Origin of the sequence: Thalassospira profundimaris (genome assembly GCF_003326675.1) — a bacterium.
In the GTDB taxonomy this organism is placed as follows: domain Bacteria; phylum Pseudomonadota; class Alphaproteobacteria; order Rhodospirillales; family Thalassospiraceae; genus Thalassospira; species Thalassospira aquimaris.
On sequence record NZ_JPWF01000009.1, the window covers coordinates 118,361 to 144,791 of the forward strand.

The window sequence follows — 26,431 nt, forward strand, 5'->3', positions numbered from 1 at the left end:
CGGGCGGGCTTCGGGTCGCAAGGGATGGTGGCGGGTGGCGCCCAATCGGGTGATAAGTGACCTTTGCCGGTGCGCATTGCCCGGCCGTTCCCCCCGGTTCAACCGGGCAAGCGCAACACAACAGGCAAGACATCCGGGTGTACGAAACACCTGACATCACGCCGGTTCGGCCACAAGGAGGTCTTAGCGACCGCCAATCACGCCGATATAGTCAGATACCCAACGGTAATAGGGGACGCATTCGCCCTGGCTTTCACATTTCGAAACCGGGGTCTGCCAGAAGCTGACACGGTCGAAATCATCAAATCCGTTGGTCGCACAGCCTTCGTCACCCAAAAGGGCATTGCCCTTACAAGCAGCCGGAACTGCCGGGTTGGAACCAAACCATGCGGCAAGGTCGCCCTGAACTTTCGGGGACAGGGAATGTTCCATCCACAAATAGGCACAGGTCGGGTTTTCAGCATCGGCATGAAGCATGGTGGTATCGGCCCAGCCGGTCACACCTTCTTCGGGGATGGTCGATGCAATCGGCAGACCTTCGGATTTCAGAAGGTTAACCTGGAACGGCCAGGAACCCGATGCAACAACGCCTTCGTTTTTGAAGTCATCCATCTGGATGAAGGCATCATGCCAGTAACGTGATACCAGTTCACGCTGCCCGCGCAAAAGATCAAGGGCGGCGGCATATTGATCGGCATTGAGCTCATACGGGCTTTTGATGCCCAGTTCCGGATTATGCGCCATCAGATATTGCGCAGCATCGGCAATATGGATCGGACCGTCATAGGCCTGAACGCGGCCCTTGTTGGATTTGCCATCGGCCAGCGTCATTTCCTTGAAAACAACATCCCAGCTTTTGGGCGCTTCCTTGAAGGCCTCGGTATTATACATCAAAACGTTCGGGCCCCACTGATAGGGCGTACCGTAATGATTGCCGCCAACCGTGTGCCAAGGCGCACTTTTAAGGCGGTCATCAACCGTGTTCCAGCTTGGAATAAGGTCGGTATTGATCGGCTGAACGCGTTTACCGGCAATCATGCGCAGTGATGCATCGCCCGATGCGGTCACAAGGTCAAAGCCGCCCTCGTTCATCAGGGCAACCATTTCATCGGATGTGTTGGCGGTTTTCACATTCACCTTACATCCGGTTTCTTTTTCAAACGATGTTACCCAGTCGAAATTGGCATCGGTTTCGCCGCGTTCGATATAGCCCGGCCATGCAACGATATTTACATTGCCTTCGGGGGTTCCAAGTGCGGTCATCATGTCGGCTGCGGCGGCCTGACTTGCCGCCAAGGCAAGCACGACCATCACGGACGTGCCCGATTTCAGTAATGATTTCATTGTGATGTCTCCCAGTTGCAGGGCGTCAATTCGTGTGACTTTTATTTCCCGCCGCAAAGGGTACGCTGATCCTGAGCATTCACAATTTCATTTATCAGAAATACGTTATCGGTTTTTCCGATATCATCCTGAAGCGTATGGTAGCAAAGCGATTGAGGGCTTTAACGTAAACGTGTTGCGCGGTGGGCCTGCGCAAGTCCGATGAAGTCGCGTGCGGCTTGTGAAAGCGGTGATCCTTTGCGCCAGACCACGCCGACCTGAACCATCGGAAGTGTGCCCGATACATCGCGGCTTTCAATACGGTCACCTTCAAGCGACCAGGGCCGATAAACCAGATCGGGCAGCAACGATAAACCCGCCCCGGTGGCAACCAGACTGCGCACAGCTTCGACCGATCTTGTGCGAAATGCCACACGCGGACGGGTGCCAAGCGCACCAAGAAGCTTGCCGGTGGCTTCTTCGATTTCATCAACGGTCAGCATGATCAGGGGTTCGGATGTCACATCATCAAGGGTGATGCTTTGTGCGGTCGCAAGCCGATGACCAAGTGGCAGCCACAGGCGATAGGGGGAGACTTCAAGAATTTCCGATTGCAGGGCAAGCCGGTCGCGCAGGTTGGAAATCACCATGACCGCAGCATCAATTTCCCCGCCGATCAAAAGATGTTCCAGATAATCGCCGTTATCTTCAATCGCACTGACCGTGACCTGCGGATAGGCGCGACGATAACGGGCAAGAATGTCAGACAGAACATAACCGGCGACAAGCGACGTCACACCCAGATGCAATTCGCCCTGTTCGGACTTGGCGGTGTCTTCAAATGCCTGTTTGGCGTCCGAGACATTGGCAAGGATCGTGGTGGCATGGCGCAGGAACTGGTGCCCGTTATGGGTAATGTTCAGGCCACGCGAATGGCGATCAAACAGCGTGACGCCAAGGTCGGCTTCAAGTTCCTTGATCGCCTCGGTCACGGCCGATTGCGAAATCGACAGAATATGGGCTGCCCCCGATACAGTTCCCTGCTCGGCAACGGCGACGAAATATTGAAGCTGTCGAATGGTAAATGCCATGATGCCATCACGATAGGCGATGGCAGTCGCCTTGTCGCGGTTTTTTCGATACCGCAACAAGGAATGCAGATGGACTTAGCTTTCCACCAGTTCGGGGGTCGGTTTGACCAGTGTTCTGGCACCGGGGTCGAAGCTTACCGACATGCCGCCATTGGGCAGATGTGTCGGCGTGCAGCGCCAGTCAAGCCGTTCGCAAATGCGCCGGACAAGCTGCAAGCCGATGCCTTCGCCCTGCGGGGTGGTGCATTGGCCATTGCAGGTCGAAATGGTGTTTTCAACGGTCAGTTCGGTGCCGGTCAGGGTGATGGTGACCTGGCCCTTTGGGGTGTGCTGAAACGCATTGCGGATCAGGTTGGATACCACAATCATCAGGGCCGCACGCGACGTGGCGATTTCGGTTTCCCGGCTGTCAGGGGCAAAGTGACAGGTGACGTGTTTGCCCTCGGTCAAATAGGAAAGGTCGCTGATTTCCTGTTCGATGAAGCTTGCAAGATGGATATGTTCGGTTTCGCCCAGCGGCGCATTTTCCCGACCCAGCCACAGCAGCGTTTCAAGCAATTGCTGCATATTGCGGTTTGCGCGTTTGATGCGTGCCATCACACGTGACTGGGTGGCGTTCAGCGGGCTTTTTTCCAGTAATTCGACATTGCCCGAAACGATGGTGACAGGGGTGCGCAATTCGTGGCTGGCCTGACGCAGGAATTCACGTTCGCGGGCAACGAATTTGTCGATCTGGTCAACGGACCGATGCAGTTCGTGGGCGACATCATTCAGTTCCTCGAACCCGAAATCGGGGATTGGCGCCCCCAGATTATCCGCCGTCAGGTTATTGGCCCAGCTTTGCAAATCTTCGGATGGTTTGGTCAGGCGTTTGCCGATGATCCACAGGAACCAGGCAAAAATGCCGATCACGATCAGGGCAAAGGGCACGGAAAGCCATGCCAGATTATGCAGGCGTTCAAAGAAGACGCTGTCACCATCTCCAACGTGATAGGTCTGCAAAATCAGGATGTTGCGACCATCAGCAAGGTGATGGGGAAAGACCAGAAAGATCGGGTTATCCGGGTTTTTCTGGTCGGTATACTGGTCGGTATTGATGTAGAAAAGTTCGCCGGTTTCAAGATCGTCGGGCGTGACATGCGCACGGAGTTCGGACGGGAGCTGATCAAAGCTGTCAAAGGATTCAATATTGAACCCCTTGGGCAACGGGGCGTTCGGATCGCGGGTAAGCTGATCGTCATATTGTTCGGCAATCAGTTGTAACTGAAAGGCTGCGACCATCCACTTGCCATACAGCATGTAGAAATTAAGCACAGCGGTATAAAGAACCAGCGTGATCACCAGACCCAGCAACACGTAATTGCGCACAAAGCGCGAAAAGGAGCGGGTCTTTGGGGCACAACAGGGTGACGGCATAACAGTTACTCGCGCAGGGCCACGCCCTGGCCCGGAATGGTGTGGATAAGATTTTGTTCGAACGGTTTGTCGATCCGATGGCGCAATTTGTAAAGATGCGTTTTCAGCGCATTGGTATCGGGCGGGTCCCCCTGCCATAGGGCCATCGAAAGACGGGACCGGGTGACAACGCGCGGACTGTTTTGCGCAAGGACTTCCAAAATCGTCCAACCCGTTGGCGATACATTGATATTTTTCCCGGCCCGAATGACAGAACGGTTTTCGAAATCAATGCTGAGATCACCAAGCGCAAAGCGTTTGACTTCACCGCTGCGCCGGCGTGACAGCACGCGGGTCCGAAGCAAAAGTTCTTCAAGTGCGAACGGCTTGACCAGATAGTCATCGGCCCCTGCGTGAAAACCTTCGATCTTGTCATCAAGGGTATCGCGCGCGGTCAGCATCAGAACCGGGGTATCGACCCCTTCATCGCGCAGTGCCTTGCAAATGCTGATGCCATCGCGGAATGGCAACATCAGATCAAGCAAGATAACGTCATATTCCCCGGTCAGGGCCATCTGATAGGCGGTTTCGCCATCATAGGCATGGTCGCATTCAACCCCTTCAATCGTCAGATAGTCACTGACGGTTGCGGCGATATCCATATTGTCCTCGACCAGAAGGACCATGATGTTGGCGGTTGCTTTCATTCACGTCGTCTCGTTGTCAGCAGCATGGCTACCATGCCGTAAATCCGCCAGTCGGTCAGCCATAAACAGCCAGCCCGTTGGCGCGCCTGTTCAGGCAGGTTGTTTCAAAACGGTTCGAAGATCATCTTGGGTGTCGATATCAAACCGGGCATTGGGCAAATCAATCCCGACCACGTCATGGCGCGAACCATTCAGGATATTGCGTGCCCCGGATGGGCCGGTAAGCCCCTTAAGGCTGTCAAACAGATTGCCGGGGAACAGGGCCGGGACGCCAAACCCGTTTTTGTGGCGGGTTGCGATGATCTGGCTGCCGTCAAAGCGGGCGATCAGTTGATCATAATCCATGCTGGTAAGCGCAACTTGATCACACAGCGTAATCAGAACCCCGTCAAAGGCGCCTTGTGCGCACACGGCATCGATCCCCGATGCGATCGAGCTTCCCATTCCCGATGCCCAATCGGGATTATGGACAATATGGGCAGCGGGGCCGACCAAAGGTGCAATCTCATCGCCAAATGCCCCAAGCACGACAAAGCATTCAAGTTCGGGCACTGCCGTCAGGCGATCAAGTGTATGGCCGATCATTGGCCTGCCTTTGATATCGGCAAGCTGCTTGCGCCCGCCAAAACGCGCACTTTCCCCGGCCGCCAGTAAAAGGGCGGCAAGTTTGGGTATGGTTCGGGGGGCGTGCAATGTCATGACCGCATCAATCTTATTCCGCGGCCTGCGCCATGGCAGGGGCGGCGCGCTGTTTGAACAGGGCATGATGGATGCCTGACAACATCGAAAGGGCGATGCTTTCTGGCAGTTGGCCGCCAATATCAAGGCCCGCCGGGCTTGAAATATCAAAGGCCAGATCATTGCGGGTCAGGCCTGCCCGTTCAAGCACATCGGCAAAACGGTGGCGCGGACCAAGGGCCGAAAGATGCTTGATCGGTGAATTGCACAAAACGCCAAGTGCATTGGCATCAATACCCACACTGTGCGCCATCAGGATCACGGCATCGACCCGCTGATCGCGGACATAGGCCGCAAGGTCCTGGTCAATTTTGCGCAGGATCGTATCGGCTTGCGGAAAATGTTCGGGTCGCGCATTGGCGGGCCGCGGATCGACCAGTGTGGTTTTCCAGCCCATGCTATGGGCAATCCCGATCACCGGGCGGGCATCAATACCACCCCCCACCACAAGGATATGGGGTTCCGGGGAAATCGGCGTGACCAGCCAGTCCCCATCCGTGCGGTTTTCGATATGGGCAGGGGGATTGGCATACAGATCGCCGGTCTGGAAATAGCCTTCGACCGCGTTGATCTTCTGAAAATAAAGGCCGCTTTCGCGTCGGGTCAGGGCGCTGTGCAAATCCGAAAGGCCAAGGTCATTTTCAGCACTGATCGGTTGCAGCATGATATAGACCGTGCCGCCACAACCAACACCAAGCTTGAAGGAAAGATCGTCTTCATCATTGCCGTCATAGGTCAGCATGACCGGGCGCCCGGTCAGCATCGCCTTGCGGGCATTGCGGATAATGTCAGCTTCAAGACAGCCACCACTCAGCAGGCCGAACTGTTGTCCGTGCCCGTTGATCAGCATCATCGCCCCGGCCTTGCGATAGGCCGATCCTTCGGTGCGGTAAACCGTACCCAGAACCCATTCGGTGCTGTCGCGGTTTTCCTGCCATGCCGAAAGCATTGCGGAAAGTTGGTTATTCATCACATGCGCCCTTCCAAAAAGGGGAACTGCCCGGAGAGCCGGGGAGGGGGAAGTTGGGTTCCCCGGGCAGCTATGCCGGCATTGCCAGCGATACCCTAGACGAAGTCAAAACCGGCTTTGGTCATGGGAAGATCCATGATGCGTTTGCCGGTCTTGGCAAAGATGGCATTGGCAACAGCCGGGCCGGTCGGCGGAACACCCGGTTCGCCAACCCCGGTCGGCGCATTGTTCGAAGACACAATTGCGACCTCGATCTCTGGCATTTCCGGGTTGCGCAGCAATTCATAGTCCGGAAAGTTGTACTGATCGACTTCGCCGTCGGTCAGGGTGACTTCGTTGCGGAAGATGGCCGAAAGGGCGTAACCGGCCCCGCCTTCCATCTGCGCACGGATCACATCGGGGTTCACAGCAACCCCGCATTCGACCGCCATGAACAGCTTGTTGACATGAACGCTTGTGTCTTCGACCGTGACATCGGCCACGACCGCCACACAGGTACTGAACGAGAAGTGGGCCGCAAAGCCGCGCTTGTCGCCTTTTTCCCAACCGGAAATCTCGCGGACCAGTTTGATGGCCTCGATCATGCGGGCCTGATTGGCACCGGCCGGATCAAGCATGGCAAGACGCATTTCAATCGGGTCCTGACCGGTTTCGGTCGCGACCATATCCATCAGACTTTCCATCACAAAGCCGGTATGGGTATGACCGACCGAGCGCCACCAGTTGATCGGAACTGCGGTGGTAAAGTCACTGAGACCGATGCCCATATTGGGAAGGGTATAAAGACTTTCGGCAACACCTTCGACCGAGGTCGGGTCAATGCCATTCTGAACCATTCCGTCGAACGGACCGCCCTTGGCAATCGATTTGGTCGCCAGACGATGATCCCAGCCAACAATCTTGCCATCGGCATCAAGGCCGATTTTGGCACGATGGGCCGACATCGGGCGATAATAGCCGCCCTTGATATCGTCTTCGCGGCTCCAGACCAGTTTGACCGGCACCTTGCGCCCGGAAACGGCAAAGGCCATGGCGGCTTCGACATTGTAATCCGATGCCGCGTTGGCACGACGGCCAAATGATCCGCCGGCATAAAGCGTTCTGATCTCGACCTTGGCCGGATCAAGGCCAAGGGTTGCCGCGACCATCGGACGGGTCAGGGTCGGGAACTGGCAACCGTCATGAACACGCACACCATCCCCAACCGGTTCGATGGTGCAGTTTTCCGGCTCCAACGGTGCATGGGCAAGGAACGGGAAGGTGAACTGTGCATTAATCGTTTTGGCAGCATCGGCCAGAATTGGCGCAACCGATGCCAGCGGTACTTCGTGATTGGCATCAAATTGCGGGGCATCAAGCAATGCCAGATGATCGGCAACCATGGCATCGGTGCTACGCGTTTCCGCGGCACTGAAATCCCATTCGACCGACAAGGCATCACGGGCCTGGAACGCGGCCCATGTGTTTTTGCCAAAGGCAACCACACCGGCCTTGTTGGGCAGAACCTGTGCGGCGATAAAGCCGCCGACATCCTTGGCCGCACTGTCATCAAATGACACCACCGTGCCCCCGAATTTCGGGCTGCGCATGATCGCGGCATAGATCATGCCGGGCAAATTGACATCCATGGCAAACATCGCGGTGCCATTGGTTTTGCCGGTATTGTCCTTGCGGTGCAGTTTGTCACTGCCGATCAGCTTGAACTGATCAGGGGTTTTGACAGCCGGTTTTTCGATGGCTTCCATCGTCGAAGCGGCGGCAACAAATTCACCGAAATGACCGGATTTGGAACCTGATTTGATCACGCCACTTTCAACGGTGATGGTGGCGGTATCCACACCCCAGCTGTCCGCAGCAGCACGGACCAAAAGATCACGCGCCGCAGCACCGGCTTCGCGATACTGCATGAAGGAGTTGGCGATTGATGTGGAACCACCGGTTCCTTGTGCGCCAAAGAACAGGTTTTTGTAGCGATCAACATCGGCAGGCGCGAAATCGGTACGCACCGCATCCCAGTCAGCATCAAGTTCTTCGGCGACCAGTGTGGTCAGGCCGGTTGTCGTGCCCTGGCCCATTTCGAAATGCTTGATGATGACGGTAACAGTGCCATCGGCATCAATTTTAACAAACGGGTTCAGATCGGTTGCCGCCGCCGCCGTTGAACCGGCCGCCAGAACGCCCTTGGCGTTGATCCCGACCAGAAGGGCCGTGGTACCAGCAGCACTTGCCTTAAGGAAGCCGCGACGTGAAACGTTGATTGTCATGACTTAGGCCTCCAGCTTTTGGGATGCGAGCTTGATGGCTTCGTTGATGCGGACATAGGTTACGCAACGACACGCATTGCCATTCATGTAATCCTTGATGTCCTCATCGGTCGGTTTCGGGTTTTCGGTCAAAAGACCGATGGCCGACATGATCTGACCGGACTGACACCAGCCACACTGCACGACGTCTTTTTCACGCCATGCTTCCAGGACGGCTTGGGCAACCTTGTCGGTTGCGCCTTCGATGGTGGTGATTTCGCTATCCACTGCGTCTTCGACAAAGGTCTGGCAGGAACGGGTCGGGTAACCGTCCACATGCACGGTGCAGGCACCGCAATAGGCAACGCCGCAACCAAATTTGGTCCCGGTCAGTTGAAGTTCATCGCGCAAAATCCAAAGCAACGGTGTGCCGGGTTCGGCATCAACGGTGCGGGTCTCGCCATTGATTTTAAGCTGATATTGCATGACCGCCTCATCTCTCTCTTGGCTTGTTATGCCTGATCATCGCGTAGGGGCAGGTAACCAAGCGGTAAACGTCCGTTTGGCCCATGATCAGTTGGGTGCAGAAGTGATGACCCGGCATTCCAAGCCATCAGATCGGCTGGTCGCCATGCATATGTAGGAAAGCGATGAACGGGTTTGAAGGTAAGGGGGCAGGCAAAAGAAAACGGGCGCAAAATGAATTGCGCCCGTTCATGCCGGTCATGCTTTGCTTGGGAGAAAAAGCATGCCGAACATTGCTGTGTTCAGATGTGGCTATTCAAACAGCACACCCGGGTTCATCCGGTTTTCCGGGTCAAAGACCTGTTTGACGTTTTTCATCAGCTCATAGCGCAGCGGGTCCGCAAGACGTTTAAGCTCGTCCGTCAGTTTGCGGCCAACGCCATGTTCGGCACTGAACGTTCCGCCGAAACTTGCGGCGATATCATGCACGCAGGTCTGAACTTCGTGGGTCACCGCTTCGGGATCGGGCAGGCTTTTCCAGTAATCATGCGGGAACATCAGGATGTAATGCACATTGCCATCCCCCAGATGATTGACCAGAAGCGGGGTCGCCATCGGAAATTTCTCGGCGGTAACTTCCTTGGCCTTGGCGATAAATGCCGGGACTTTGGACACGCGCACGGCAACGTCATGGACCATGCCCATGCCTTCAAGCTTGTTGGCCTCGGTCACCGAATGACGGACATGCCAGATTTGTTCGGCCTGTTGGGAATTGGTCGCGATGAACGCATCAAGAACCGATCCGTTTTCAAGGCTTTCACCAAGGATTTCCTCGAACGCGGCATTCAGATCAACCGTGCTGTCATTCGATGTCAGTTCGATCATCAATGACCATTCCGGCACGCTGTCAAAGGGCACATGCACACGGTCGATATGACGGACGACGGCATCAATTTCGGTGCCGGACAGAAGTTCGAATGCCTCGACATAGGAACCGCATTTTTCCTGGAATTCTGTAAACAGACGCACCGCAGATTCCGGGGAATCAACAGAGACCCACGCATGGGCATCATTGGTGTTTTCCGGATGCAGGCGAAGGGCTGCGCCGGTTACGATGCCAAGCGTGCCTTCGGCCCCGATGAACAGGTGTTTAAGGTCATAGCCGGTATTGTTTTTCTTAAGGCCTTCAAGGTCGCTTAGAATGCGGCCATCGGCCAGAACGACTTCGATGCCACAAACCAGATCACGCATCGGGCCATATTTCACAACGCCGGTGCCACCGGCATTGGTCGAAATCAGGCCGCCAATCTGCGCACTGCCTTCACTGCCAAGATACAGCGGGAACTGGCGTTTGTGGGCTTTGGCCTTTTCATGCAGCTCGGCAAGGATCACACCGGCATCGACAGTGGCAATATTGGCCGCAACATCAATGTCGCGGATTTGCTTCATGCGTTGCAGGCTGATGACGATACCAGGCTTGTCTTCGGGCGACGGGCTTTCGGGCACACCGCCATAGCAAAGACCGGTATTTCCCCCGAGGGGAAATACCGGCTGCCCTTCCTCGGCAGCCACCTTCATCGTCAGGGAGACCTCCTCGACGCTGGCTGGAAGCGCAACGCAAACCGCCTTGCCTTGCCTGCGATCACGCCAATCGGTCAAGAAGGGGCGCATTTCTTGAGGATCGGTGATCAAACCTTTATCGCCGAGAATTTGGAGGAGACGATCAATCATGGCTGGTCCTTGGAAAAGATAAATCAGGCGACGTTGGCAACTGAGGTAACATCGAAAGCAGATTTAAGGGCTGCCATCGTGTCCTGGGACGGGCTTTGCAGCGGAAGGCGGACGTCACCGACCGGCTGACCTGCCATTTCCATGTATTTCTTCAGCGGGCCCGGATTGGTTTCGCGATAGATCGCATCAATCGCGCAATCAAGCTTGGTCTGAAGTTTCAGTGCTTCGTTCAGTTTGCCCTCACGGGCAAGATTGAAAATCTCGATCCAGATTTCCGGATAGATGTTGGCTGATGCCAGAACGCCGCCCTTGGCACCCATGGTTACATGGGTTGCGAATAACGGTTCTTCACCACTGAGGATCGCCATTTTCTCACCGGCAAATTTCATGGTCTTGATGAATTCCGGCATGTCGTAGTTCGAACATTTCATGCCGATGATCGAACCGTCTTCTGCCATTGCCTGAATGGTTTCGGCCTTGGTTGCAACGGTGGTACGACGCGGAATTTCATAAAGAAGAACCGGAACACCGACATCGTTACGATAGTTGGCGAAATATTCGCGCATGCCTTCCTGGGTGCCAGCGGCATAATACGGGGTCACGGTCATGACGCCGGCCGCACCGACGGCTTCGAAATCCTTGCCTGCTTCGACAGCATCAAGGAAGCCGGTCGAAAGGACACCCGGAATGACCGGGGCGTCGCCAGCGGCTTCAACACAGGTTTTCACGATGTCCTTGCGTTCCTGACGCGACAGGGCCGGATATTCACCGGTGCCACCGATCGGGACGATACCGGTTGCACCAGCGGCAAGCTGACGGGTGACCAGCGCTGCAAGGGCATTGTGATCAACAGATTTGTCTGCGGCGAAGGGCGTGACAATGGCGGTATAAAGGCCACTGATATCGTTTTTGGTGAGCGTCATTTTAGTCTCATATCTTTTGGGTGGTGGCGATTAGTCGAGGAAGCCGAGCAAACGCGGCAATGTCAGTGAAACAGCCGGGACATAAGTCACGATCAGCAACACAACGATATTCGAAAGAAGGAACGGGAAACTTTTGCGGACAATGGCGGCAAGCGGTTGTCCGCTGATTGCCGATCCCAGATAAAGTCCCAATCCATAAGGTGGTGTCATCAACCCGATCATGACGTTAACAACCATGATCACACCGAACTGCACCGGATCGACACCCATTGCGGCAACGATCGGGGTGAAAAGCGGTGCAAACAGCAGCAGCTGAACAGAATCGCCGATCCAAAGACCATTGATCAGGAAGAAGATGTTCAGGCACAGCAGCAGCATCCAGGGCTGCATATCAAGGTTTGCAATCAGGTCGGTCAGCTCGGACGGTACGCGCTCGGTAGCAAGGATCCAGCTGATCACGCTGGCAAAGCCGACAATCAGATAAACCGATGCAGATGTCCGCACAGCACGATCAAGGATGTCCCAGATCTGTTTAAGCGACAGGGTGCGGTAAGCGCAGATACCAACAACAATGGCATAGGCAACGGCAATCGATGCGGCCTCGGTTGCGGTAAAGATGCCCGAAATGATCCCGCCAATGATGATCAGCGGCATGAACAAAGCCCAGAACGCATTATAGAAAATGCGGAAGGCAAGACCAAGGGTCAGGGCCTTGATCGGGTTGGCCGGGAAGTTGTTTTTGCGGGCGATGAAATAGATCACGATGATCTGCGCGATCCCCATCAACGCACCGGGCACCGCACCGCCAAGGAACAGGGCCGCAACCGACGTGTTGGTCAGGCTCGAGAAAATGATCAGCGGAATGGACGGCGGAATGATCGGTCCCTGAATGGCGGAACTGACCGTGACGGCCGCGGCAAAGTCTGCGCGGTAACCGTCCTTTTTCATCATGTCGATTTCGACAGGACCAAGGGCCGAAATATCGGCAAGGGCGGAACCGGAAACGCCGGAAAACATCATCGAACCGACAACGTTGACATAGGCCAGACCGCCGCGCCAGCGACCGACCAGCAGGCGGGAAAACTGAACAAGCCGTTCTGTCATTCCCACCGATGTCATGATTTCACCGGCAATGATAAACAGCGGGATCGAAAGCCAGATAAACACATCCATCCCGGTAAAGAATTTATGGGAATACATGTGCAGCATGTCGGTCATGCCGGGCTTGACGAAGAAATAGGAAAGACCGGCGAAACCGATCGCAAAGATTACCGGGCTGCCGAGGAACATCAGCAACAGCAACAACCCGATCATGGTGATAAGTGCGTAATCCATAATGGCCCTCAGAGCTCGGCGCGAAGAAGAGATGCTTCCTGCTCAAGATCGGGACCTTTGATCAGGTCACGAATGGCCAGGATAACCATGTGGAACAACATCAGGGCTGCTCCGACCGGAACAGAGAGATAGATCCAGAACCACGACAGATTGAGTGCCGCCGACGTGCGACGCATTCCAAAGATTGCGGAATCGATGCCCTTGATCAGCAGAACAGTCAGCAGGAAGGCCAGAAGCAGGCGGAACAGGGCATTGCGATAGCCAAGCCATTTGCGCGGCCAGAACTTGTCAAAGAAATCAACGCAGACAAGCTGTTCGTCGCGGACAAGCAGACTGCCACCAAGCATCACTACCCATACCATCAGGAAGCGCGATGCTTCTTCTGGCCAGGGCAGGGAAAAACCGAAACCAAATCGCAAAACGACCTGCATGAACAGGACGACGGCGACGGATGCCAGCATCAGTCGCGCAACGACTGATGTGCCATAGGCAACGGCCAATGAAAGTTTATCGAGGGTCTGAAGCATGAAGGTCCTCTCTCGGATTGTGTTTCGGGCTGGTGAAACATCAATCACAGAACGGCGTGCGAATGGACCGAGTACAATTCGCAAATAAAGCGGGAAGCACGCGGGCCCGGACAATGCTGCCCGGGCCCGTAGATTTTATTCCTGTGCCGCTTTGACGGCTGCTTCAAGTTCGTTGATCAAGTCGATACCAACCTTGTCTGCCATGAAGGCACGGATCGGTTCCTTGGTTGCATCAACGAATTTCTGGAATTCTTCCGGGGTCGGCTGATAGATCTCGACGCCGGCATTACGGATGACCTTAAGGTCCTGCGATTCCTTGGCGGCGATAATACCCAGCATAGCAAAGGTTGCTTCGCTGGTGGCATTGTCGAAGATCACTTTATCTTCAGCACTCAGATCCTGATAGAATTTGTCGTTGATGGTGATCAGCGGCATGTTGATCAGGTGGTGGTCAAGTGTGTAGTACTTCTGGACTTCCTGAAGGTTGGTCAGAAGCATGGTGTAAGGGGCGTTTTCCTGACCATCAACAACACCGGTCTGAAGGGCGCTGTAAAGCTCGGCCCATGCAATCGGGGTCGGGGATGCGCCAAGTGCCTTGACCATTTCCATATGCAGCGGAACGGTCTGGGTACGGATTTTCAGGCCCTTCATGTCTTCGGGCGTGCGGATCGGACGGACCGAGTTCGAGAAGTTGCGGAACGCACCGGTCAGGTAGCTGAGGATACGTACACCGCTGCCTTCGGCGATCATGTCAGACAGTTTTTTGCCAAACGGACCGTCATTGAGAACCTTGCGCGCGACTTCGGTGGTCGGGAAGGTATAGGGCATTTCAAGAATCTGTGCCGGCGGATAGTAAGCCGCAAGGTGGCCGGCATTCAGGCCGCCAACCATGTCGACAAGGCCGATGGAATTCTGTTCTGCAAGGGATTCAAGATCGCCAAGCTGCCCGTTCGGGAAAACTTCAAGCTTGTAACGGCCGCCGGACTGGTTCTGGAGAACGTTGTCAAAGACCTCGGTAAAGGTCCAGTACGGGTTGTCCAGAAGATTGCCTTCGCCATCTACGTGGGCGAATTTGACAATGGTTTGTGCGTGGGCGGATACGGAAAGAACGGTGCTCAGGCCGATGGTGGCGGCGAGGGTGACATGCCGAATTTTACGAAGGATCGTCATTTTTACTCCTTTGCCGGGCGACGCACAAAGCAGTGGCGCTTCGAAGGTTGCCTGGTTTTCCCCTGATAAGGTTAGGACGGCGGTGTGGGGCTTTATTTTGTGCCCGATCACTGGCGTCAGCTTTGTTACCGGATGCAGACCGAACGGTTGTGCAATGATGGTTGGGCGAGAAGGACATCAAGGAATCCGATCGCATCCGGTAAATCCAAAATATATCCGATATGATGCAAGTCAACACAATATGACAAAAAATTTCCTATAGTATATTTTTTGTCAAATGTGGCATATTGCGCAGGATGGTATATTGTGCTGATACAGAAAAAGAATTGCGGCACACGCAATTTATGGTTGTCAGACAGCTAAGTGCCGGAAATAAAAGTAAGATGTTTGCAAAAGGGAATGAGCAAGGATGAATGTCGATCTGGAAGACTTTCAGGCCAACCGACGACAGGTAAGTGTCGCAAGCGACCAGTCTGACGAGATCGGACCGCGATTGCACCACCTGCGCAAGGGGCGCGGCTGGACCTTGCAGGATGCCAGCAAGGCATCGGGTATTTCCGCATCGGCCTTTTCAAAGATTGAACGCGGTGAACTGTCCCCGACCATCTCGACCATTCAGCGCATCGCGCGCGGGTTCGATATGGATGTGGTCAGTCTGTTGTCTGATCCGGATGCGCAGCCGACCCTTTTGGGGCGTCGCAGTGTGACGCGTGCCAGCGAAGGAAAGCCGCATTTGTCGGGCAATTGCGACAACAAGCTTCTGTGCGCAGAGCTTAAAAACAAGCGGATGACGCCGATAAAGACCCGCGTGGTTGCCCGTGACGTTGAAGAATATGACGTCTGGCCGAAAACCGACGCCGAGATTTTCATGACGATCCTCAGCGGGACTGTTGTTGTTCACAGCAAAATCTATGAACCGCTTGAACTGCATGAAGGGGACTCGATGTATTACGATGCGAGTGCCGAACATGTCTGGACGCGCAAAGGCCCGGAAGAAGCCGTTGTGCTGTGGGTTTTGACGAGCTGATCTGATGGCGTTGCTTAATAGCAGTGACTACCGGGTAGCGGCCAAGCGGCGTCTGCCAAAAGGGTTGTTCGAATATATTGATCGCGGCACCGAGGCCGAACTGGCGATGGATGATATCCGCCGTTCGCTTGACGCGATCAAGTTTCGTCCCTCGGTCCTGACCGGGCATTCCAGCAGTGACATGACGGTTTCGCTGTTTGATCGCACATATCCTGCACCATTAATTATTGCCCCGACCGCATTGGCGGGATTGGTATCCCATGACGGGGAAACCAAGCTGGCCCGTATTGCCGGGCGGCTCGGGATACCGTTTTGTGTCTCAACCCAATCGGTTACGGCGATTGACGACATCCGCAAAGGGGCGCCCGATGCCGAATTGTGGCTGCAACTATATGTCTGGCGTAATCGTGACCTGACATGGGGGTTGCTTGACCGTGCCAGGAACAGTGGTGTTTCGACGCTGGTAATTACGGCCGATACACCGCTTTCGCCCAAGCGTGATTATAATCAGCGCAACGGATTCTCTGTTCCGTTCGTACCGTCTGTGCGCGGGATTTGCGATATTGCGTCCCGGCCCGGTTGGCTGTGTTCGGTGATGTTGCGGTATCTGATGACCACGGGCATGCCGACCTATGCCCACTATCCGGCAGAATTCAAAACCGCAATCACCCGTGCCGCCATCGCCGAAGATGTCAAAATCGAAAGCGCGATCAGTTGGGACGATATTGCGGAAATCCAGAAACGCTGGACCGGTCGGATCATTATCAAGGGCGTCTTGTCCGTCGATGACGCGATCAAGGCCCGCGCGTTGGGAATTGATGGTATCGTTGTCTCGGCCCATGGCGGGCGGAACTTTGATGTGGCAGAGGCCCCGGCAGATGTCCTGCCCGACATTGTTAAGGCGGTTGGCGATCAGATGATCGTCATGGCTGATAGCGGGATTCGTCGCGGCAGTGACGCCCTTAAATATCTGGCGCTTGGCGCGGATGCGGTAATGATCGGGCGGTTGCCGCTTTATGGTCTTGCCGCGGGTGGGGAACAGGGTGCGCAAGATATCCTGACGATGATAATCGACGAGATGCAAAGCAATCTGGTCTTTGCCGGTGCCAAGGATATTGATGCCTTCCGCCGGGCCGGGATTGCATGACCGCTGTTTAGAAAAGCCGGTTTCAGAATCAAAAAAGCCTGTCGATGCACTATGCACTGACAGGCTTTTTTGGTTGGTCAGACTGTGTGGGGCACCGGTCTGCCATCATCGGGGGCGATTCTGTGATTTACCGCGGGGCGCGACCATGTTCGCAGATGAATGCGATGTCGCTGCGCGCAATACCGATATCGTCAAGAAGTTCACGCGGGGCATGACGAAGCATTTCGGTGTCGCGGGCGACCTTGGCGGCTTTGGCCCATTTTCGCGGCAAAAGGGCGAGCCAACGCCAGATAGATGCGCCCGAAACCGGCGCAACATTGGTGGTGGCGACGAGGGAGTCATTTGTGATTTGTGCTGGCATGATGCTGGCTCGCTAGTTCGTTTGCTAATAAGGGGTCGGATGTTTTGTCTAACCCAGAAGCAATCTACGCCTGCGCTATGTTAATTGGCGCGCAAACTTCGCAAATTCGTGCGAGATTTTCGCAAAAATTCTGCAAAAACGATTTTCTTTCGTTTGCGGCTTAGGTCATGTTTGATTGCAGTATGTTACACCATCGCGAAGCGGGAATTGGAATCGTGGCGGAACTTGATAAGTTCGATTATCGGCTGCTTGAGCTGTTGCAGGATAACAGCCGTCTGACGGGGACCGAGTTGGCCGAGAAGGTCGGTCTGTCGTCAGCCGCATGCCTGCGCCGTGTTCAGCGTCTGCGTGAAACCGGCGTTATTGAACGCGATGTCGCGGTGGTATCGCCCAAGGTGTTTGGCAAACGCATGACCGTGATCGTGCTTTTGACGATGGAGCGCGACCGCCCGGATCGTTACATGCTGATGCGCGAAGCATTCGCCAAAATGCCGGAAGTACAGCAATGTCATCATGTTACGGGTGCCCATGACTTTGTTTTGCGCGTTCAGGTCGGTGACATGGAAGAATACAGCGCCTTTGTCGACCGGGTGTTTCATGAACCCTATATCAAGCGTTATGAAAGTCTGGCGGTGCTTGGATCTCTGAAATAGCGATTTTATACCGGGCAGAATGACATCCGTCTGTCTGATCTGATTGTTAGAGCCTATCTAATAATCAAATCGATTATTAAATTTTTCCTGTTAATCAGATCCAAAAAAAATGGCGGACCCGAAGCCCGCCATTTTACTGCAAATATAATTGTATGAGGATTTAATCCTCGTCCCTCACCGGGAAAGTGATCAGGCGGCGGAAAAGTCCAGTGCCCGGTCGCCATCGGCATCCTTGATACGGGTCGGAAGACCCATGCCATTGAGCAGGTTCAGGAACGGCTTGGCCGGAAGTTCTTCGACATTGGCCATTTTCTTCACATCCCATTCGCCCGTTGCGATCAACATCGCAGCGGCAACCGGCGGAACGCCGGCGGTATAGGAAATGCCCTGGCTTCCGACTTCTTCGTATGCGTCCTTGTGGTCCGCAACGTTATAAATCAGAACTTCGGTTTCCTTGCCGTCCTTGGTGCCCTTGACCAGATCACCGATGCAGGTCTTGCCGGTATAATCAGGTGCCAGCGAGCTTGGGTCCGGCAGGCAGGCCTTGACGACCTTGAGTGGCACAACTTCGAGGCCCTCGGCGGTGGTTACCGGCTGTTCGGACAGAAGACCGATATTTTTCAGAACCGTGAACACATTGACATAGTGATCGCCAAAGCCCATCCAGAAGCGGACATTCGGAACGTCAAGATTCTGCGACAGGGAATGGACCTCGTCATGGCCGGTCATGAAGGTCTGGCTTTCGCCGACAACCGGCATGTCCCAGATCTTTTTGACTTCGAACATCTTGTTGGACTGCCACTTGCTGTCCTGCCAGGAATAGACGGTGCCGGTAAATTCGCGGAAATTGATTTCCGGGTCGAAATTGGTGGCAAAGTATTTGCCGTGGCTGCCGGCATTGATGTCGATGATGTCAATCGAGTCAATTTTGTCGAAATAGTCTTCGACGGCCAGTTTGGCATAGGCATTCACAACGCCCGGATCGAAACCAATGCCAAGAATTGCGGTCACGCCAGCGGCTTCGCATTCAGCGCGGCGTTTCCATTCATAGTTGGCATACCATGGCGGGGTTTCGCAGATTTTGTCCTGCTCTTCATGGATGGCGGTATCGAGATAGGCGACACCGGTTTTGATGCAGGCCGACATGACCGGCATGTTGATGAAGGCAGACCCGACATTGATGACGATCTGGCAGCCGGTTTTTTCGATCAGGGCGGCGGTTGCATCAACATCCGTTGCATCAAGTGCATGACCTTCAAGAACGCCGGGGTTCTTCAGGTTTTTCTTTTCATGGATACTGTCGATGATTGCCTGGCACTTTGCAGCGGTACGCGAAGCGATATGAAGATCGCCAAGCACGTCATTATGCTGCGCACATTTATGTGCCACTACCTGTGCGACGCCACCTGCGCCGATAATCAGAACATTCTTTTTCATGTCGGGCCAAAAACTCCCTTGTTTTGAGAGGTGGGGCACCCGTGCCCCGGTTCGCTATGAAAAGTGCGCTTTCGATTTACGAAAGGCTCGATACGTAGTCATCAAAAGTGAACTCGCGAATAACGCGCTCAGTTCCGTCCAGTTCCCGGATCACGATGGACGGCATGCCGACACCGTTAAACCAGTTCTTCTTGACCATGGTGTAACCGGCCGCATCCTGAATGGAGATACGGTCGCCAACCTTGATCTCGTTCTCGAAATCAAATTCACCAAATACGTCACCGGCAAGGCATGACTTGCCGCAGATCATATAGTGATGATCGCCCTTGTTCGGCAGCACCTTGGCATTTTCGCGATAGATCAGAAGATCAAGCATGTGTGCTTCGATCGAGCTATCAACGATGGCAAGGTTCTTGCCGTTAAACAGGGTGTCGAGCACGGTGACCTCGAGGGTTGTGCTTTTGGTGATCGATGCTTCGCCCGGCTCCAGATAGACCTGCACGCCGAACTTTTCGGAGAAGGCCTTAAGGCGCGCGCAGAATTTATCGAGCGGGTAATTTTCGCCGGTGAAGTGAATGCCGCCACCGAGACTGACCCATTCAACACGCGACAGAAGGGAGCCGAATTTTTCCTCGATATTGGCAAGCATCCGGTCAAACAGATCAAAGTCGGCATTTTCACAGTTATTGTGAATCATAAAGCCGGAAATCTGATCCATCACCGCTTCGACCTTGGTGACATCCCATTCACCCAGACGCGAGAACGGGCGTGCCGGATCGGCCAGGTCAAAGCTTGATGTCGACACCTGCGGGTTCAGGCGAAGGCCACGGACAATGCCCGATGCCTGTGCGCTGAACCGGGTCAGCTGGCTGATCGAATTGAAAATGATCTTGTCGGCATTTTCGATGACTTCGGCGATTTCGCTGTCGGAATAGGCCACGCTATAGGCGTGGGTTTCCTTGCCGAATTTCTGGCGGCCAAGTTTGACTTCGTGCAGGGAAGACGATGTCGTGCCATCCATATATTCGGACATGAAGTCAAAGACCGACCAGGTCGCAAAGCATTTAAGTGCCAAAAGCGCCTTTGCACCGGAATGTTCGCGCACATAGGCGATCTTTTCCATGTTGCTTAGCAGCTTGGACTTATCAATGAGGTAATAGGGCGTCGCGGTCATGGGCGGCTCTCTACAACGATGTCACTGGAAAAATACGGAGGAAACTCGATACATGGCGGGTTACGCCAAATTCCGGGTTTCGGGCAGTCACCAATATGGTGGAAATCAACAGATCAACTAGTGATCAGCAAGACGATGCGTGATCCAATAGACAGAGACAGATAAACTGTGTTCATTCATCACTTCGTCTCCATCTTCTAGGTTGTTGCCAAAGACAGCCAATGAATAGCAAATGGCTGCGCGTGTTTCTGCGTATCTGCCGCGACCCAATAGCAGCGGGGGGCAGGGCGGTCAATACTGCAATCTAATGCGAATTCGTCATGTCGTGCATGTTGTCGTTTCATGACGGTTTGTTCAAATGCCCACTGCATTGATTTCGGTGGCTCATTTCCCCATCTGATCCTTATGGGCGAACGCATGGAAAAATGCGGGCGTCCGGGCAATAAAATGCCCCGGAAGCAACGTCGAAAGCAGCGCAATCGTTGCAGTTGGACTGCCGATCTTGAATGTCAGGCAGCACGCGGGTGTTCGCAACGGATCAAAATGCGCGGGCAGGCGTTGGGGGAATAAGCACAAACCGAGACGGAGGGGCAAATGTCACCAGCAGCAGTCACTGTCGATCATCTTGCATTCCCGACCCGCGATCTGGAAGCAACCGATCATTTTTATTCCAAGGTCATGGCGGCCAAACTTGTTCATGCCGAAAGCGGGTATAGTCCGTCCTGGAAATGCGACTATTTGCTGATTACCTATGCCTTGCCCGATGGCACGCGGCTGTCTTTTTATGACTGGCCGGCCGATACCGGACCATATCCCGATGATCCGCACATGCCCGATGATGTGTTTCATATCGGTTTGCGCTGTGCGGCCCCGCGTGATGTCATTGGCTGGCAAAATCACCTGTTTCAGCACAAGGTTGTTTATCACAACGAGGATGACGGTCATTCGCGCCGCCTGTTTATCCGTGATCCGAACGGTATCCGGTTCGAGATATTTGCGTCTGAAACCGCCAAGTCCGGGCAGGATCATGAAGACACTGCGCGCAGCGTTGTCGGGGAATGGCAAAAGATCGCCAAGGCCTGATCTGCGGGTTGGTGGTCAGATATATATGTGATTGATGATCGGCTGTCAGGGTTTGGGGCAGGGGCCGCTGCTTTGACGGACAATCAGTTCGGTCGGGATGATGACCGGGCCGGTTTCACGATGATCGGGGGCCCCCTTTGATCCCAGACGATCCAGAAGCAAGGTAATCGCCTGTTCCCCCAGACGACGTCGTGGCTGTCGCATTGTGGTGATTGGCGGATCATAGGCCGCGGCATGGGGGATATCGTCAAACCCGACGACCGAAACATCATGGGGAATGCGCAATCCATATTCCTTGGCCGCGACGATCACACCGATTGCCATACCATCACTGGCACAGGATACGGCAGTTGGCCGGGTTTTCGGATCGGCCAGCAGGGCACGGCCCGCAGCAATCCCTGAATCAATCGAGAAATCCCCGCGATAAAGCAGGGCCGGGTCATAGGTGATCCCGGCGGCTTCGAGGGCGCGGCGATAACCGGCAACGCGGTCGGTGGTCAGGATGTTGGTCGGCGGGCCGCTGACATGGGCGATGCGGGTATGGCCAAGCTCGATCAGGTGGCGGTTGGCGATAAAGGATGCCTCGTCATTATCAATGATCACGGTTGGCAGGGCGCAGCCCGGAATGCGTTCGCAGGCGACGACAACCGGCGGGGCGGCATTGGCCGGTGTATTGGCAAGCGGGGCGGGAAGACGCCCGTTCAGCAGGATCATTGCGTCGGCCTGATTGCTGCGCAGATAGGCGGCATAGGTTGCTTCGCGTTCGGGATCGTTTTGCGTATCGCCGATCAGAACGTTATAGCCCGCCTGGCTGGCACCTTTTTCGATCCCGGACAGAATCGCCGAAAAGAAAGGGTTTCCAATGTCTGGCACCAGCAAAAGGATCATGCCCGAACGGTTCAGACGCAGGTTTCGGGCCATGACATTGGCGGTGTAACCGGTCGCGGCGATGGCAGCTTGCACTTTTTCCCGTGTGGTTTCGGAAACCACATTGGGTTTGTGCAAGGCCCGGCTGACAGTGGCGATAGACACCCCTGCATGGCGGGCAACATCTTCAATCGTCGCGATTTTTTCACTCATGCTTCTTCCTACTCCGGCCCGGTGATGCTGTCTAGCAGCATTCGACGGGGCATTTCAGCCGGTGATTTTGGTCACTATCATCAAAATGTAAAGGTTTACATTAAAAATGAAAACGTTTACACAGGAGTTAATCAAGAGCTGATCGCAAAAAATGCGACGCCAGGGAGGATAAATTCATGACGGATGCGGCCGTTTACGCCGTTAATCCCGATCAACAGGCGCGAACACGCCTGTCCGGTCGGCAGATTTGCAAGTCATTCGGGTCTGCGCAGGTTCTTTTCGATGTGTCCATCGATCTGAAGGCGGGCGAGGTCCATGCGCTGTTGGGGGAAAACGGTGCGGGCAAATCGACACTTGTGAAAATCCTGTCAGGCTATCACCAGCCGACCAGTGGTGCGTTGATCCTTGATGATGCCCCGGTTGCATTCGAAGGCAGCGAAGTAGGCGAAAATCATGGTGTGATCCTGATCCATCAGGAATTGAACCTTGCCGAACAATTGACCGTTGAAGAAAACATCTTCCTTGGCCGCGAGATCAAGCGTGGCTGGTTCCTTGACAAAGCCACGATGCGACAGGAAGCCGCAAAGCTTCTGGATCAGCTGCAATGTGATGTTGATCCCAGAACCCGTATCCGTGATCTTTCGGTTTCGGATCGCCAGATGGTCGAAATCGCCAAGGCACTATCGAAAAAGGCCGATATTCTGATTTTGGATGAACCGACGGCGGTTCTGACCGGGCGCGAGGTTGACATCCTGTTTGACCAGATCAGGCGTCTGCGCGATCAGGGTGTCGCGATCCTGTATATTTCCCACAAGCTTGATGAAATCAAAGCCATCGCCGACCGGGTAACGGTTCTGCGTGATGGTCGCCATATCACGACCGAACCGGTCGCGGGCCTTGAAAAGGATGATATGGCGCGCCTGATGGTGGGCCGTGACATCAAACAGATGTTCCCGGATCGCACGCCGGGCCATGCCGGGGATATTGCCCTTTCGGTCCGCAATCTGTCGGTCGACGGGCAGGTCCGTGATGCCAGCTTTGATCTTAGACGGGGCGAGGTTCTTGGTTTTGCCGGGATCGTCGGTGCCGGGCGTACCGCCCTTATGGAAGCCATCATCGGGCTTCGTGAACGCAGTTCCGGTCAAATTGAACGCAACGGCAATCGGGTTGTGATCAACAGTCTTCAGGATGCCAAGACGTGCGGCATTGCCTATTTGACCAAGGATCGCAAGGGCAGCGGGTTGCTGTTGAATATGGATATGCGCCCGAACCTTACACTTTTGGCGCTGGAAAAATTCGGACGTGTGATCATTGATCGCAAGGCCGAGGAAGCCGCCCTTGAAGCCGCCATCGAGGCCTTTGACATTCGGGCGGCGGATCGGAAATCGAAGGTCGGTGATTTTTCCGGCGGTAATCAGCAAAAACTGTTGCTGGCCAAGGTCATGGAAACCGACCCGGATATCGTGATCATCGACGAGCCGACACGCGGCATCGATATCGGCACCAAAAGCCAGATTTATCATTTCATCGGCGATCTGACCAATCGTGGGAAATCCGTCATCCTCCTGTCGTCTGAAATGCCCGAGATGCTTGGACTGTCTGACCGTATTGCGGTGATGGCAGCCGGATGCATCACCGGCATTCTTGAAGGTAACGACCGCAATGAACACGAAATCATGCGGCACGCGACAGGAATTTCAGGCAAGCAGGGAGTGTCTGTTCATGAATAGCCTTGAACGAACCGAAAGAACCGCATCGGGCGGGTTCAGCATTGATTTTAAGGCATTGGGACCGTTTCTGGCCCTTGTTGCCTTGTTCGTTCTGGGAACGGCAATCAACGAGGCGTTCCTGAGTGGTGGCAATCTTGCCAACATTTTCACCCGCGCTGCCTTTATCGGGATTATCGCGGTTGGCGCGACCTTTGTGATTACCGCAGGCGGTATTGATCTTTCGGTCGGGTCGATGGCGGCCTTTATATCGGGTGCGATGATCGTTGTGATGAACACACTGGTCGCGACCCTTGGCGCGGGGATTGAAACGGTCCTGATTGGCGTGTTGCTGAGTATTGTTCTGGGTGTCGGGGCCGGTGCGATCAACGGGTTGGTTAGCACGCGGGGCAAGATCGAGGCATTCATCGTGACCCTTGGCACCATGGGCATTTACCGGTCGCTTGTGACCTATATGGCCGATGGGGGGACCCTGTCGCTTGATTTTGAAATGCGCGGTGTTTATCGCCCGGTCTATTACGGTGATGTTCTGGGCATTCCGGTGCCGGTGATTGTGTTCTTTGCGGTCGCGGTTGCCGGTTATGTGTTGCTTAACATGACGCCGTTTGGCCGGAAATGCTTTGCCATCGGATCAAATGAACAGGTGGCACGTTATTCCGCGATCCATGTCGACCGCGTCAAAACCCTTACCTATGTGATCCAGGGGCTTTGTGTGTCGATTGCGACCATCATCTATGTGCCGCGCCTTGGATCGGCATCAAGTTCAACGGGTGTTCTTTGGGAACTTGAAGCAATTGCCGCCGTGATCATTGGTGGCACGATGCTTAAGGGTGGCTATGGCCGCATCTGGGGCACGGTTGTTGGCGCGATCATGCTGACCACTATTGGCAATATCCTGAATTTGACGGATGCGATCAGTAATTATCTGAACGGAGCGGTTCAGGGGCTGATCATTATCGTGGCTGTGTTCCTGCAACGCGGGGACTGGCGACGCAAAAAGAGCAAATAACCGGCGATCAACGTCCGGGAAGAATGTGAAAACGCATCATTTTTTGATCAGGAGGAAACGTTAATGAAAACGTTTACAAAATATCTGGGGGCAGCCTGCGTGCTGGGTCTTGGCCTTGCATCCACGACTGCATTCGCGGCTGATAAAATCAAGATCGGGGTATCCATTCCTGCGGCGACGCATGGCTGGGCCGGTGGTCTGAACTGGCATGCCGCACAGGCGGAAAAACGGATCGAGGCAACCTATCCGAATATCGATGTCATTGTGGTCAGTGCAAATGGTGCATCCGAGCAGGCCAACGATCTTGAAGATCTGGTATCGGTTCAGAACATCGACGCATTGGTGGTTCTGCCATTTGAATCCGATCCGCTGACCGTTCCGGTCCAGCAGGTCAAACAGGCTGGCAAGTTTGTCACGGTGGTTGACCGTGGTCTTTCGCTTCCGGGGATCGAGGATGTCTATGTTGCGGGTAACAACCCGGAACTGGGTCGTGTATCGGGTGAGTATATCCGTGAACGTCTGAGCGATCAGGGCAAGATCGTTGTCCTGCGTGGCATTCCGACCACGGTTGATACCGAACGCGTAGATGCATTTGTTGATACGCTTGACGGTTCCAAGATCGAAATCCTTGATATGAAGCACGCCAACTGGAACCGCGATGACGGTTATGAAGTGATGCAGGACTTCCTGTCGCGCTTCCCGAAAATCGATGCGGTCTGGGCGCAGGATGATGACATTGCCCTTGGTGTGATCGAAGCCGTCAAGCAGGCCGACCGCACCGATGAAATGTTCATCGTTGGTGGTGCCGGTATGAAAGACATCATCAAACGTGTGATGGATGGCGACAAGCTGACGCCGATTGATGTGCTGTATCCGCCGGCAATGATCGCAACCGCGATTGATATCACGGTGATGAAGTTTACCTCGAACGCGCCGGTCGAAGGTCGTTACATCCTTGGTGCAACGGTTGTCACCCAGGACAATGCCGAGAACTTCTATTTCCCGGACAGCCCGTTCTAACCGGGTTTGGTTGAGACGAGCAAACCTGTGTGTCGGGCGGCTGTCCGCCCGGCACATCCATCTTTCCCCGATATCCCGTCAGGACGCAGTTAAAG

General features: G+C 54.6%; 24 protein-coding genes. 7 read left to right on the forward strand and 17 right to left on the reverse strand.

Translation table 11 applies throughout. The annotated features are described in order from the left end of the window. Positions 1–183: 183 nt before the first annotated feature. From TH19_RS14325 to TH19_RS14385, 13 genes are all read right to left on the reverse strand, one after another. A complete protein-coding gene (locus TH19_RS14325) occupies positions 184–1,344 on the reverse strand; it encodes an ABC transporter substrate-binding protein (protein ID WP_114103041.1) in 1,161 nt (386 codons plus the stop codon). A 161-nt stretch (positions 1,345–1,505) separates the two neighbouring features. Beyond that, positions 1,506–2,471 (reverse strand): LysR family transcriptional regulator, encoded by a 966-nt coding sequence (locus tag TH19_RS14330; RefSeq protein ID WP_258547969.1) that lies wholly within the window; start codon positions 2,469–2,471, stop codon positions 1,506–1,508. Between the two features lie 18 nt (positions 2,472–2,489). Continuing rightward, on the reverse strand, positions 2,490–3,830 hold the full coding sequence (locus tag TH19_RS14335; protein ID WP_114103042.1) for a sensor histidine kinase: 1,341 nt from the start codon (positions 3,828–3,830) through the stop codon (positions 2,490–2,492). A 5-nt stretch (positions 3,831–3,835) separates the two neighbouring features. Beyond that, positions 3,836–4,516 (reverse strand): response regulator transcription factor, encoded by a 681-nt coding sequence (locus TH19_RS14340; protein WP_114103043.1) that lies wholly within the window; start codon positions 4,514–4,516, stop codon positions 3,836–3,838. 90 nt (positions 4,517–4,606) lie between these two features. Further along, positions 4,607–5,215 (reverse strand): nucleotidyltransferase family protein, encoded by a 609-nt coding sequence (locus tag TH19_RS14345; RefSeq protein ID WP_114103044.1) that lies wholly within the window; start codon positions 5,213–5,215, stop codon positions 4,607–4,609. Between the two features lie 13 nt (positions 5,216–5,228). After that, entirely contained in the window at positions 5,229–6,224 is a 996-nt protein-coding gene (locus tag TH19_RS14350; RefSeq protein ID WP_114103045.1) for an XdhC family protein, read from the reverse strand. 95 nt (positions 6,225–6,319) lie between these two features. Further along, positions 6,320–8,488: a xanthine dehydrogenase family protein molybdopterin-binding subunit gene (locus TH19_RS14355; RefSeq protein ID WP_114103046.1), complete on the reverse strand. Its 2,169-nt coding sequence runs from the start codon at positions 8,486–8,488 to the stop codon at positions 6,320–6,322. 3 nt (positions 8,489–8,491) lie between these two features. Further along, positions 8,492–8,953, reverse strand: coding sequence for a (2Fe-2S)-binding protein (locus tag TH19_RS14360; RefSeq protein WP_114103047.1), 462 nt, complete (start codon positions 8,951–8,953; stop codon positions 8,492–8,494). A 291-nt stretch (positions 8,954–9,244) separates the two neighbouring features. Beyond that, entirely contained in the window at positions 9,245–10,663 is a 1,419-nt protein-coding gene (locus TH19_RS14365; RefSeq protein ID WP_114103048.1) for an FAD-binding oxidoreductase, read from the reverse strand. Between the two features lie 23 nt (positions 10,664–10,686). After that, positions 10,687–11,586, reverse strand: a complete 900-nt coding sequence (gene dapA / locus TH19_RS14370; protein ID WP_114103049.1) for a 4-hydroxy-tetrahydrodipicolinate synthase — start codon at positions 11,584–11,586, stop codon at positions 10,687–10,689. A gap of 30 nt (positions 11,587–11,616) precedes the next feature. After that, positions 11,617–12,921, reverse strand: a complete 1,305-nt coding sequence (locus TH19_RS14375) for a TRAP transporter large permease (RefSeq protein ID WP_114103050.1) — start codon at positions 12,919–12,921, stop codon at positions 11,617–11,619. Between the two features lie 8 nt (positions 12,922–12,929). Then, complete coding sequence (locus TH19_RS14380) at positions 12,930–13,448, reverse strand: TRAP transporter small permease (RefSeq protein ID WP_101247103.1); 519 nt, start codon at positions 13,446–13,448, stop codon at positions 12,930–12,932. A 135-nt stretch (positions 13,449–13,583) separates the two neighbouring features. Next, positions 13,584–14,618 (reverse strand): TRAP transporter substrate-binding protein, encoded by a 1,035-nt coding sequence (locus tag TH19_RS14385; RefSeq protein WP_114103051.1) that lies wholly within the window; start codon positions 14,616–14,618, stop codon positions 13,584–13,586. 409 nt (positions 14,619–15,027) lie between these two features. Here TH19_RS14385 and TH19_RS14390 point away from each other — a divergent pair, with 409 nt between their 5' ends. Together TH19_RS14390 and TH19_RS14395 are read left to right on the forward strand one after the other, a co-directional pair. Then, complete coding sequence (locus TH19_RS14390; protein WP_114103052.1) at positions 15,028–15,645, forward strand: helix-turn-helix domain-containing protein; 618 nt, start codon at positions 15,028–15,030, stop codon at positions 15,643–15,645. A 4-nt stretch (positions 15,646–15,649) separates the two neighbouring features. Then, entirely contained in the window at positions 15,650–16,792 is a 1,143-nt protein-coding gene (locus tag TH19_RS14395; protein WP_181846428.1) for an alpha-hydroxy acid oxidase, read from the forward strand. A 127-nt stretch (positions 16,793–16,919) separates the two neighbouring features. On the opposite strand, the gene TH19_RS14400 is transcribed toward TH19_RS14395, so the two are convergent. Next, complete coding sequence (locus tag TH19_RS14400; RefSeq protein ID WP_114103054.1) at positions 16,920–17,153, reverse strand: hypothetical protein; 234 nt, start codon at positions 17,151–17,153, stop codon at positions 16,920–16,922. Positions 17,154–17,368: 215 nt separating this feature from the next. On the opposite strand from TH19_RS14400, the gene TH19_RS14405 reads away from it, so the two are divergent. After that, complete coding sequence (locus TH19_RS14405) at positions 17,369–17,806, forward strand: Lrp/AsnC family transcriptional regulator (RefSeq protein ID WP_181846429.1); 438 nt, start codon at positions 17,369–17,371, stop codon at positions 17,804–17,806. 189 nt (positions 17,807–17,995) lie between these two features. Here TH19_RS14405 and TH19_RS14410 read toward each other — a convergent pair whose 3' ends face one another. Both TH19_RS14410 and TH19_RS14415 read right to left on the reverse strand, forming a co-directional pair. Continuing rightward, a complete protein-coding gene (locus TH19_RS14410) occupies positions 17,996–19,243 on the reverse strand; it encodes a saccharopine dehydrogenase family protein (RefSeq protein ID WP_114103055.1) in 1,248 nt (415 codons plus the stop codon). 76 nt (positions 19,244–19,319) lie between these two features. Beyond that, entirely contained in the window at positions 19,320–20,417 is a 1,098-nt protein-coding gene (locus TH19_RS14415) for a carboxynorspermidine decarboxylase (protein ID WP_114103056.1), read from the reverse strand. 594 nt (positions 20,418–21,011) lie between these two features. On the opposite strand from TH19_RS14415, the gene TH19_RS14425 reads away from it, so the two are divergent. Next, positions 21,012–21,500, forward strand: a complete 489-nt coding sequence (locus tag TH19_RS14425) for a VOC family protein (RefSeq protein WP_114103058.1) — start codon at positions 21,012–21,014, stop codon at positions 21,498–21,500. Between the two features lie 45 nt (positions 21,501–21,545). On the opposite strand, the gene TH19_RS14430 is transcribed toward TH19_RS14425, so the two are convergent. Continuing rightward, the gene (locus TH19_RS14430) at positions 21,546–22,580 is read right to left on the reverse strand and encodes a LacI family DNA-binding transcriptional regulator (protein ID WP_114103059.1); all 1,035 of its coding nucleotides are present in this window, start codon (positions 22,578–22,580) and stop codon (positions 21,546–21,548) included. Positions 22,581–22,756: 176 nt separating this feature from the next. Here TH19_RS14430 and TH19_RS14435 point away from each other — a divergent pair, with 176 nt between their 5' ends. The 3 genes from TH19_RS14435 (at position 22,757) to TH19_RS14445 (ending at position 26,336) form a co-directional block, all read left to right on the forward strand. Continuing rightward, positions 22,757–24,310 carry a sugar ABC transporter ATP-binding protein gene (locus TH19_RS14435; RefSeq protein WP_114103060.1) on the forward strand — a complete coding sequence of 518 codons (1,554 nt, stop codon included), beginning with the start codon at positions 22,757–22,759 and terminating at the stop codon, positions 24,308–24,310. Then, positions 24,303–25,316 (forward strand): ABC transporter permease, encoded by a 1,014-nt coding sequence (locus TH19_RS14440; RefSeq protein WP_114103061.1) that lies wholly within the window; start codon positions 24,303–24,305, stop codon positions 25,314–25,316. Before TH19_RS14435 ends, TH19_RS14440 begins: the two co-directional genes overlap by 8 nt. A 63-nt stretch (positions 25,317–25,379) precedes the next feature. After that, on the forward strand, positions 25,380–26,336 hold the full coding sequence (locus tag TH19_RS14445) for an ABC transporter substrate-binding protein (protein WP_114103062.1): 957 nt from the start codon (positions 25,380–25,382) through the stop codon (positions 26,334–26,336). Positions 26,337–26,431: the final 95 nt, after the last annotated feature.

Bases quoted from the DNA above. Each gene is read 5' to 3' on its own strand.
- TH19_RS14325 (WP_114103041.1), bottom strand. From the start codon at position 1,344: ATGAAATCATTACTGAAATCGGGCACGTCCGTGATGGTCGTGCTTGCC.
- TH19_RS14335 (WP_114103042.1), bottom strand. From the start codon at position 3,830: ATGCCGTCACCCTGTTGTGCCCCAAAGACCCGCTCCTTTTCGCGCTTT.
- TH19_RS14340 (WP_114103043.1), bottom strand. From the start codon at position 4,516: ATGAAAGCAACCGCCAACATCATGGTCCTTCTGGTCGAGGACAATATG.
- TH19_RS14345 (WP_114103044.1), bottom strand. From the start codon at position 5,215: ATGACATTGCACGCCCCCCGAACCATACCCAAACTTGCCGCCCTTTTA.
- TH19_RS14350 (WP_114103045.1), bottom strand. From the start codon at position 6,224: ATGAATAACCAACTTTCCGCAATGCTTTCGGCATGGCAGGAAAACCGC.
- TH19_RS14355 (WP_114103046.1), bottom strand. From the start codon at position 8,488: ATGACAATCAACGTTTCACGTCGCGGCTTCCTTAAGGCAAGTGCTGCT.
- TH19_RS14360 (WP_114103047.1), bottom strand. From the start codon at position 8,953: ATGCAATATCAGCTTAAAATCAATGGCGAGACCCGCACCGTTGATGCC.
- TH19_RS14365 (WP_114103048.1), bottom strand. From the start codon at position 10,663: ATGATTGATCGTCTCCTCCAAATTCTCGGCGATAAAGGTTTGATCACC.
- dapA (WP_114103049.1), bottom strand. From the start codon at position 11,586: ATGACGCTCACCAAAAACGATATCAGTGGCCTTTATACCGCCATTGTC.
- TH19_RS14375 (WP_114103050.1), bottom strand. From the start codon at position 12,921: ATGGATTACGCACTTATCACCATGATCGGGTTGTTGCTGTTGCTGATG.
- TH19_RS14380 (WP_101247103.1), bottom strand. From the start codon at position 13,448: ATGCTTCAGACCCTCGATAAACTTTCATTGGCCGTTGCCTATGGCACA.
- TH19_RS14385 (WP_114103051.1), bottom strand. From the start codon at position 14,618: ATGACGATCCTTCGTAAAATTCGGCATGTCACCCTCGCCGCCACCATC.
- TH19_RS14390 (WP_114103052.1), top strand. From the start codon at position 15,028: ATGAATGTCGATCTGGAAGACTTTCAGGCCAACCGACGACAGGTAAGT.
- TH19_RS14395 (WP_181846428.1), top strand. From the start codon at position 15,650: ATGGCGTTGCTTAATAGCAGTGACTACCGGGTAGCGGCCAAGCGGCGT.
- TH19_RS14400 (WP_114103054.1), bottom strand. From the start codon at position 17,153: ATGCCAGCACAAATCACAAATGACTCCCTCGTCGCCACCACCAATGTT.
- TH19_RS14410 (WP_114103055.1), bottom strand. From the start codon at position 19,243: ATGAAAAAGAATGTTCTGATTATCGGCGCAGGTGGCGTCGCACAGGTA.
- TH19_RS14415 (WP_114103056.1), bottom strand. From the start codon at position 20,417: ATGACCGCGACGCCCTATTACCTCATTGATAAGTCCAAGCTGCTAAGC.
- TH19_RS14425 (WP_114103058.1), top strand. From the start codon at position 21,012: ATGTCACCAGCAGCAGTCACTGTCGATCATCTTGCATTCCCGACCCGC.
- TH19_RS14430 (WP_114103059.1), bottom strand. From the start codon at position 22,580: ATGAGTGAAAAAATCGCGACGATTGAAGATGTTGCCCGCCATGCAGGG.
- TH19_RS14435 (WP_114103060.1), top strand. From the start codon at position 22,757: ATGACGGATGCGGCCGTTTACGCCGTTAATCCCGATCAACAGGCGCGA.
- TH19_RS14440 (WP_114103061.1), top strand. From the start codon at position 24,303: ATGAATAGCCTTGAACGAACCGAAAGAACCGCATCGGGCGGGTTCAGC.
- TH19_RS14445 (WP_114103062.1), top strand. From the start codon at position 25,380: ATGAAAACGTTTACAAAATATCTGGGGGCAGCCTGCGTGCTGGGTCTT.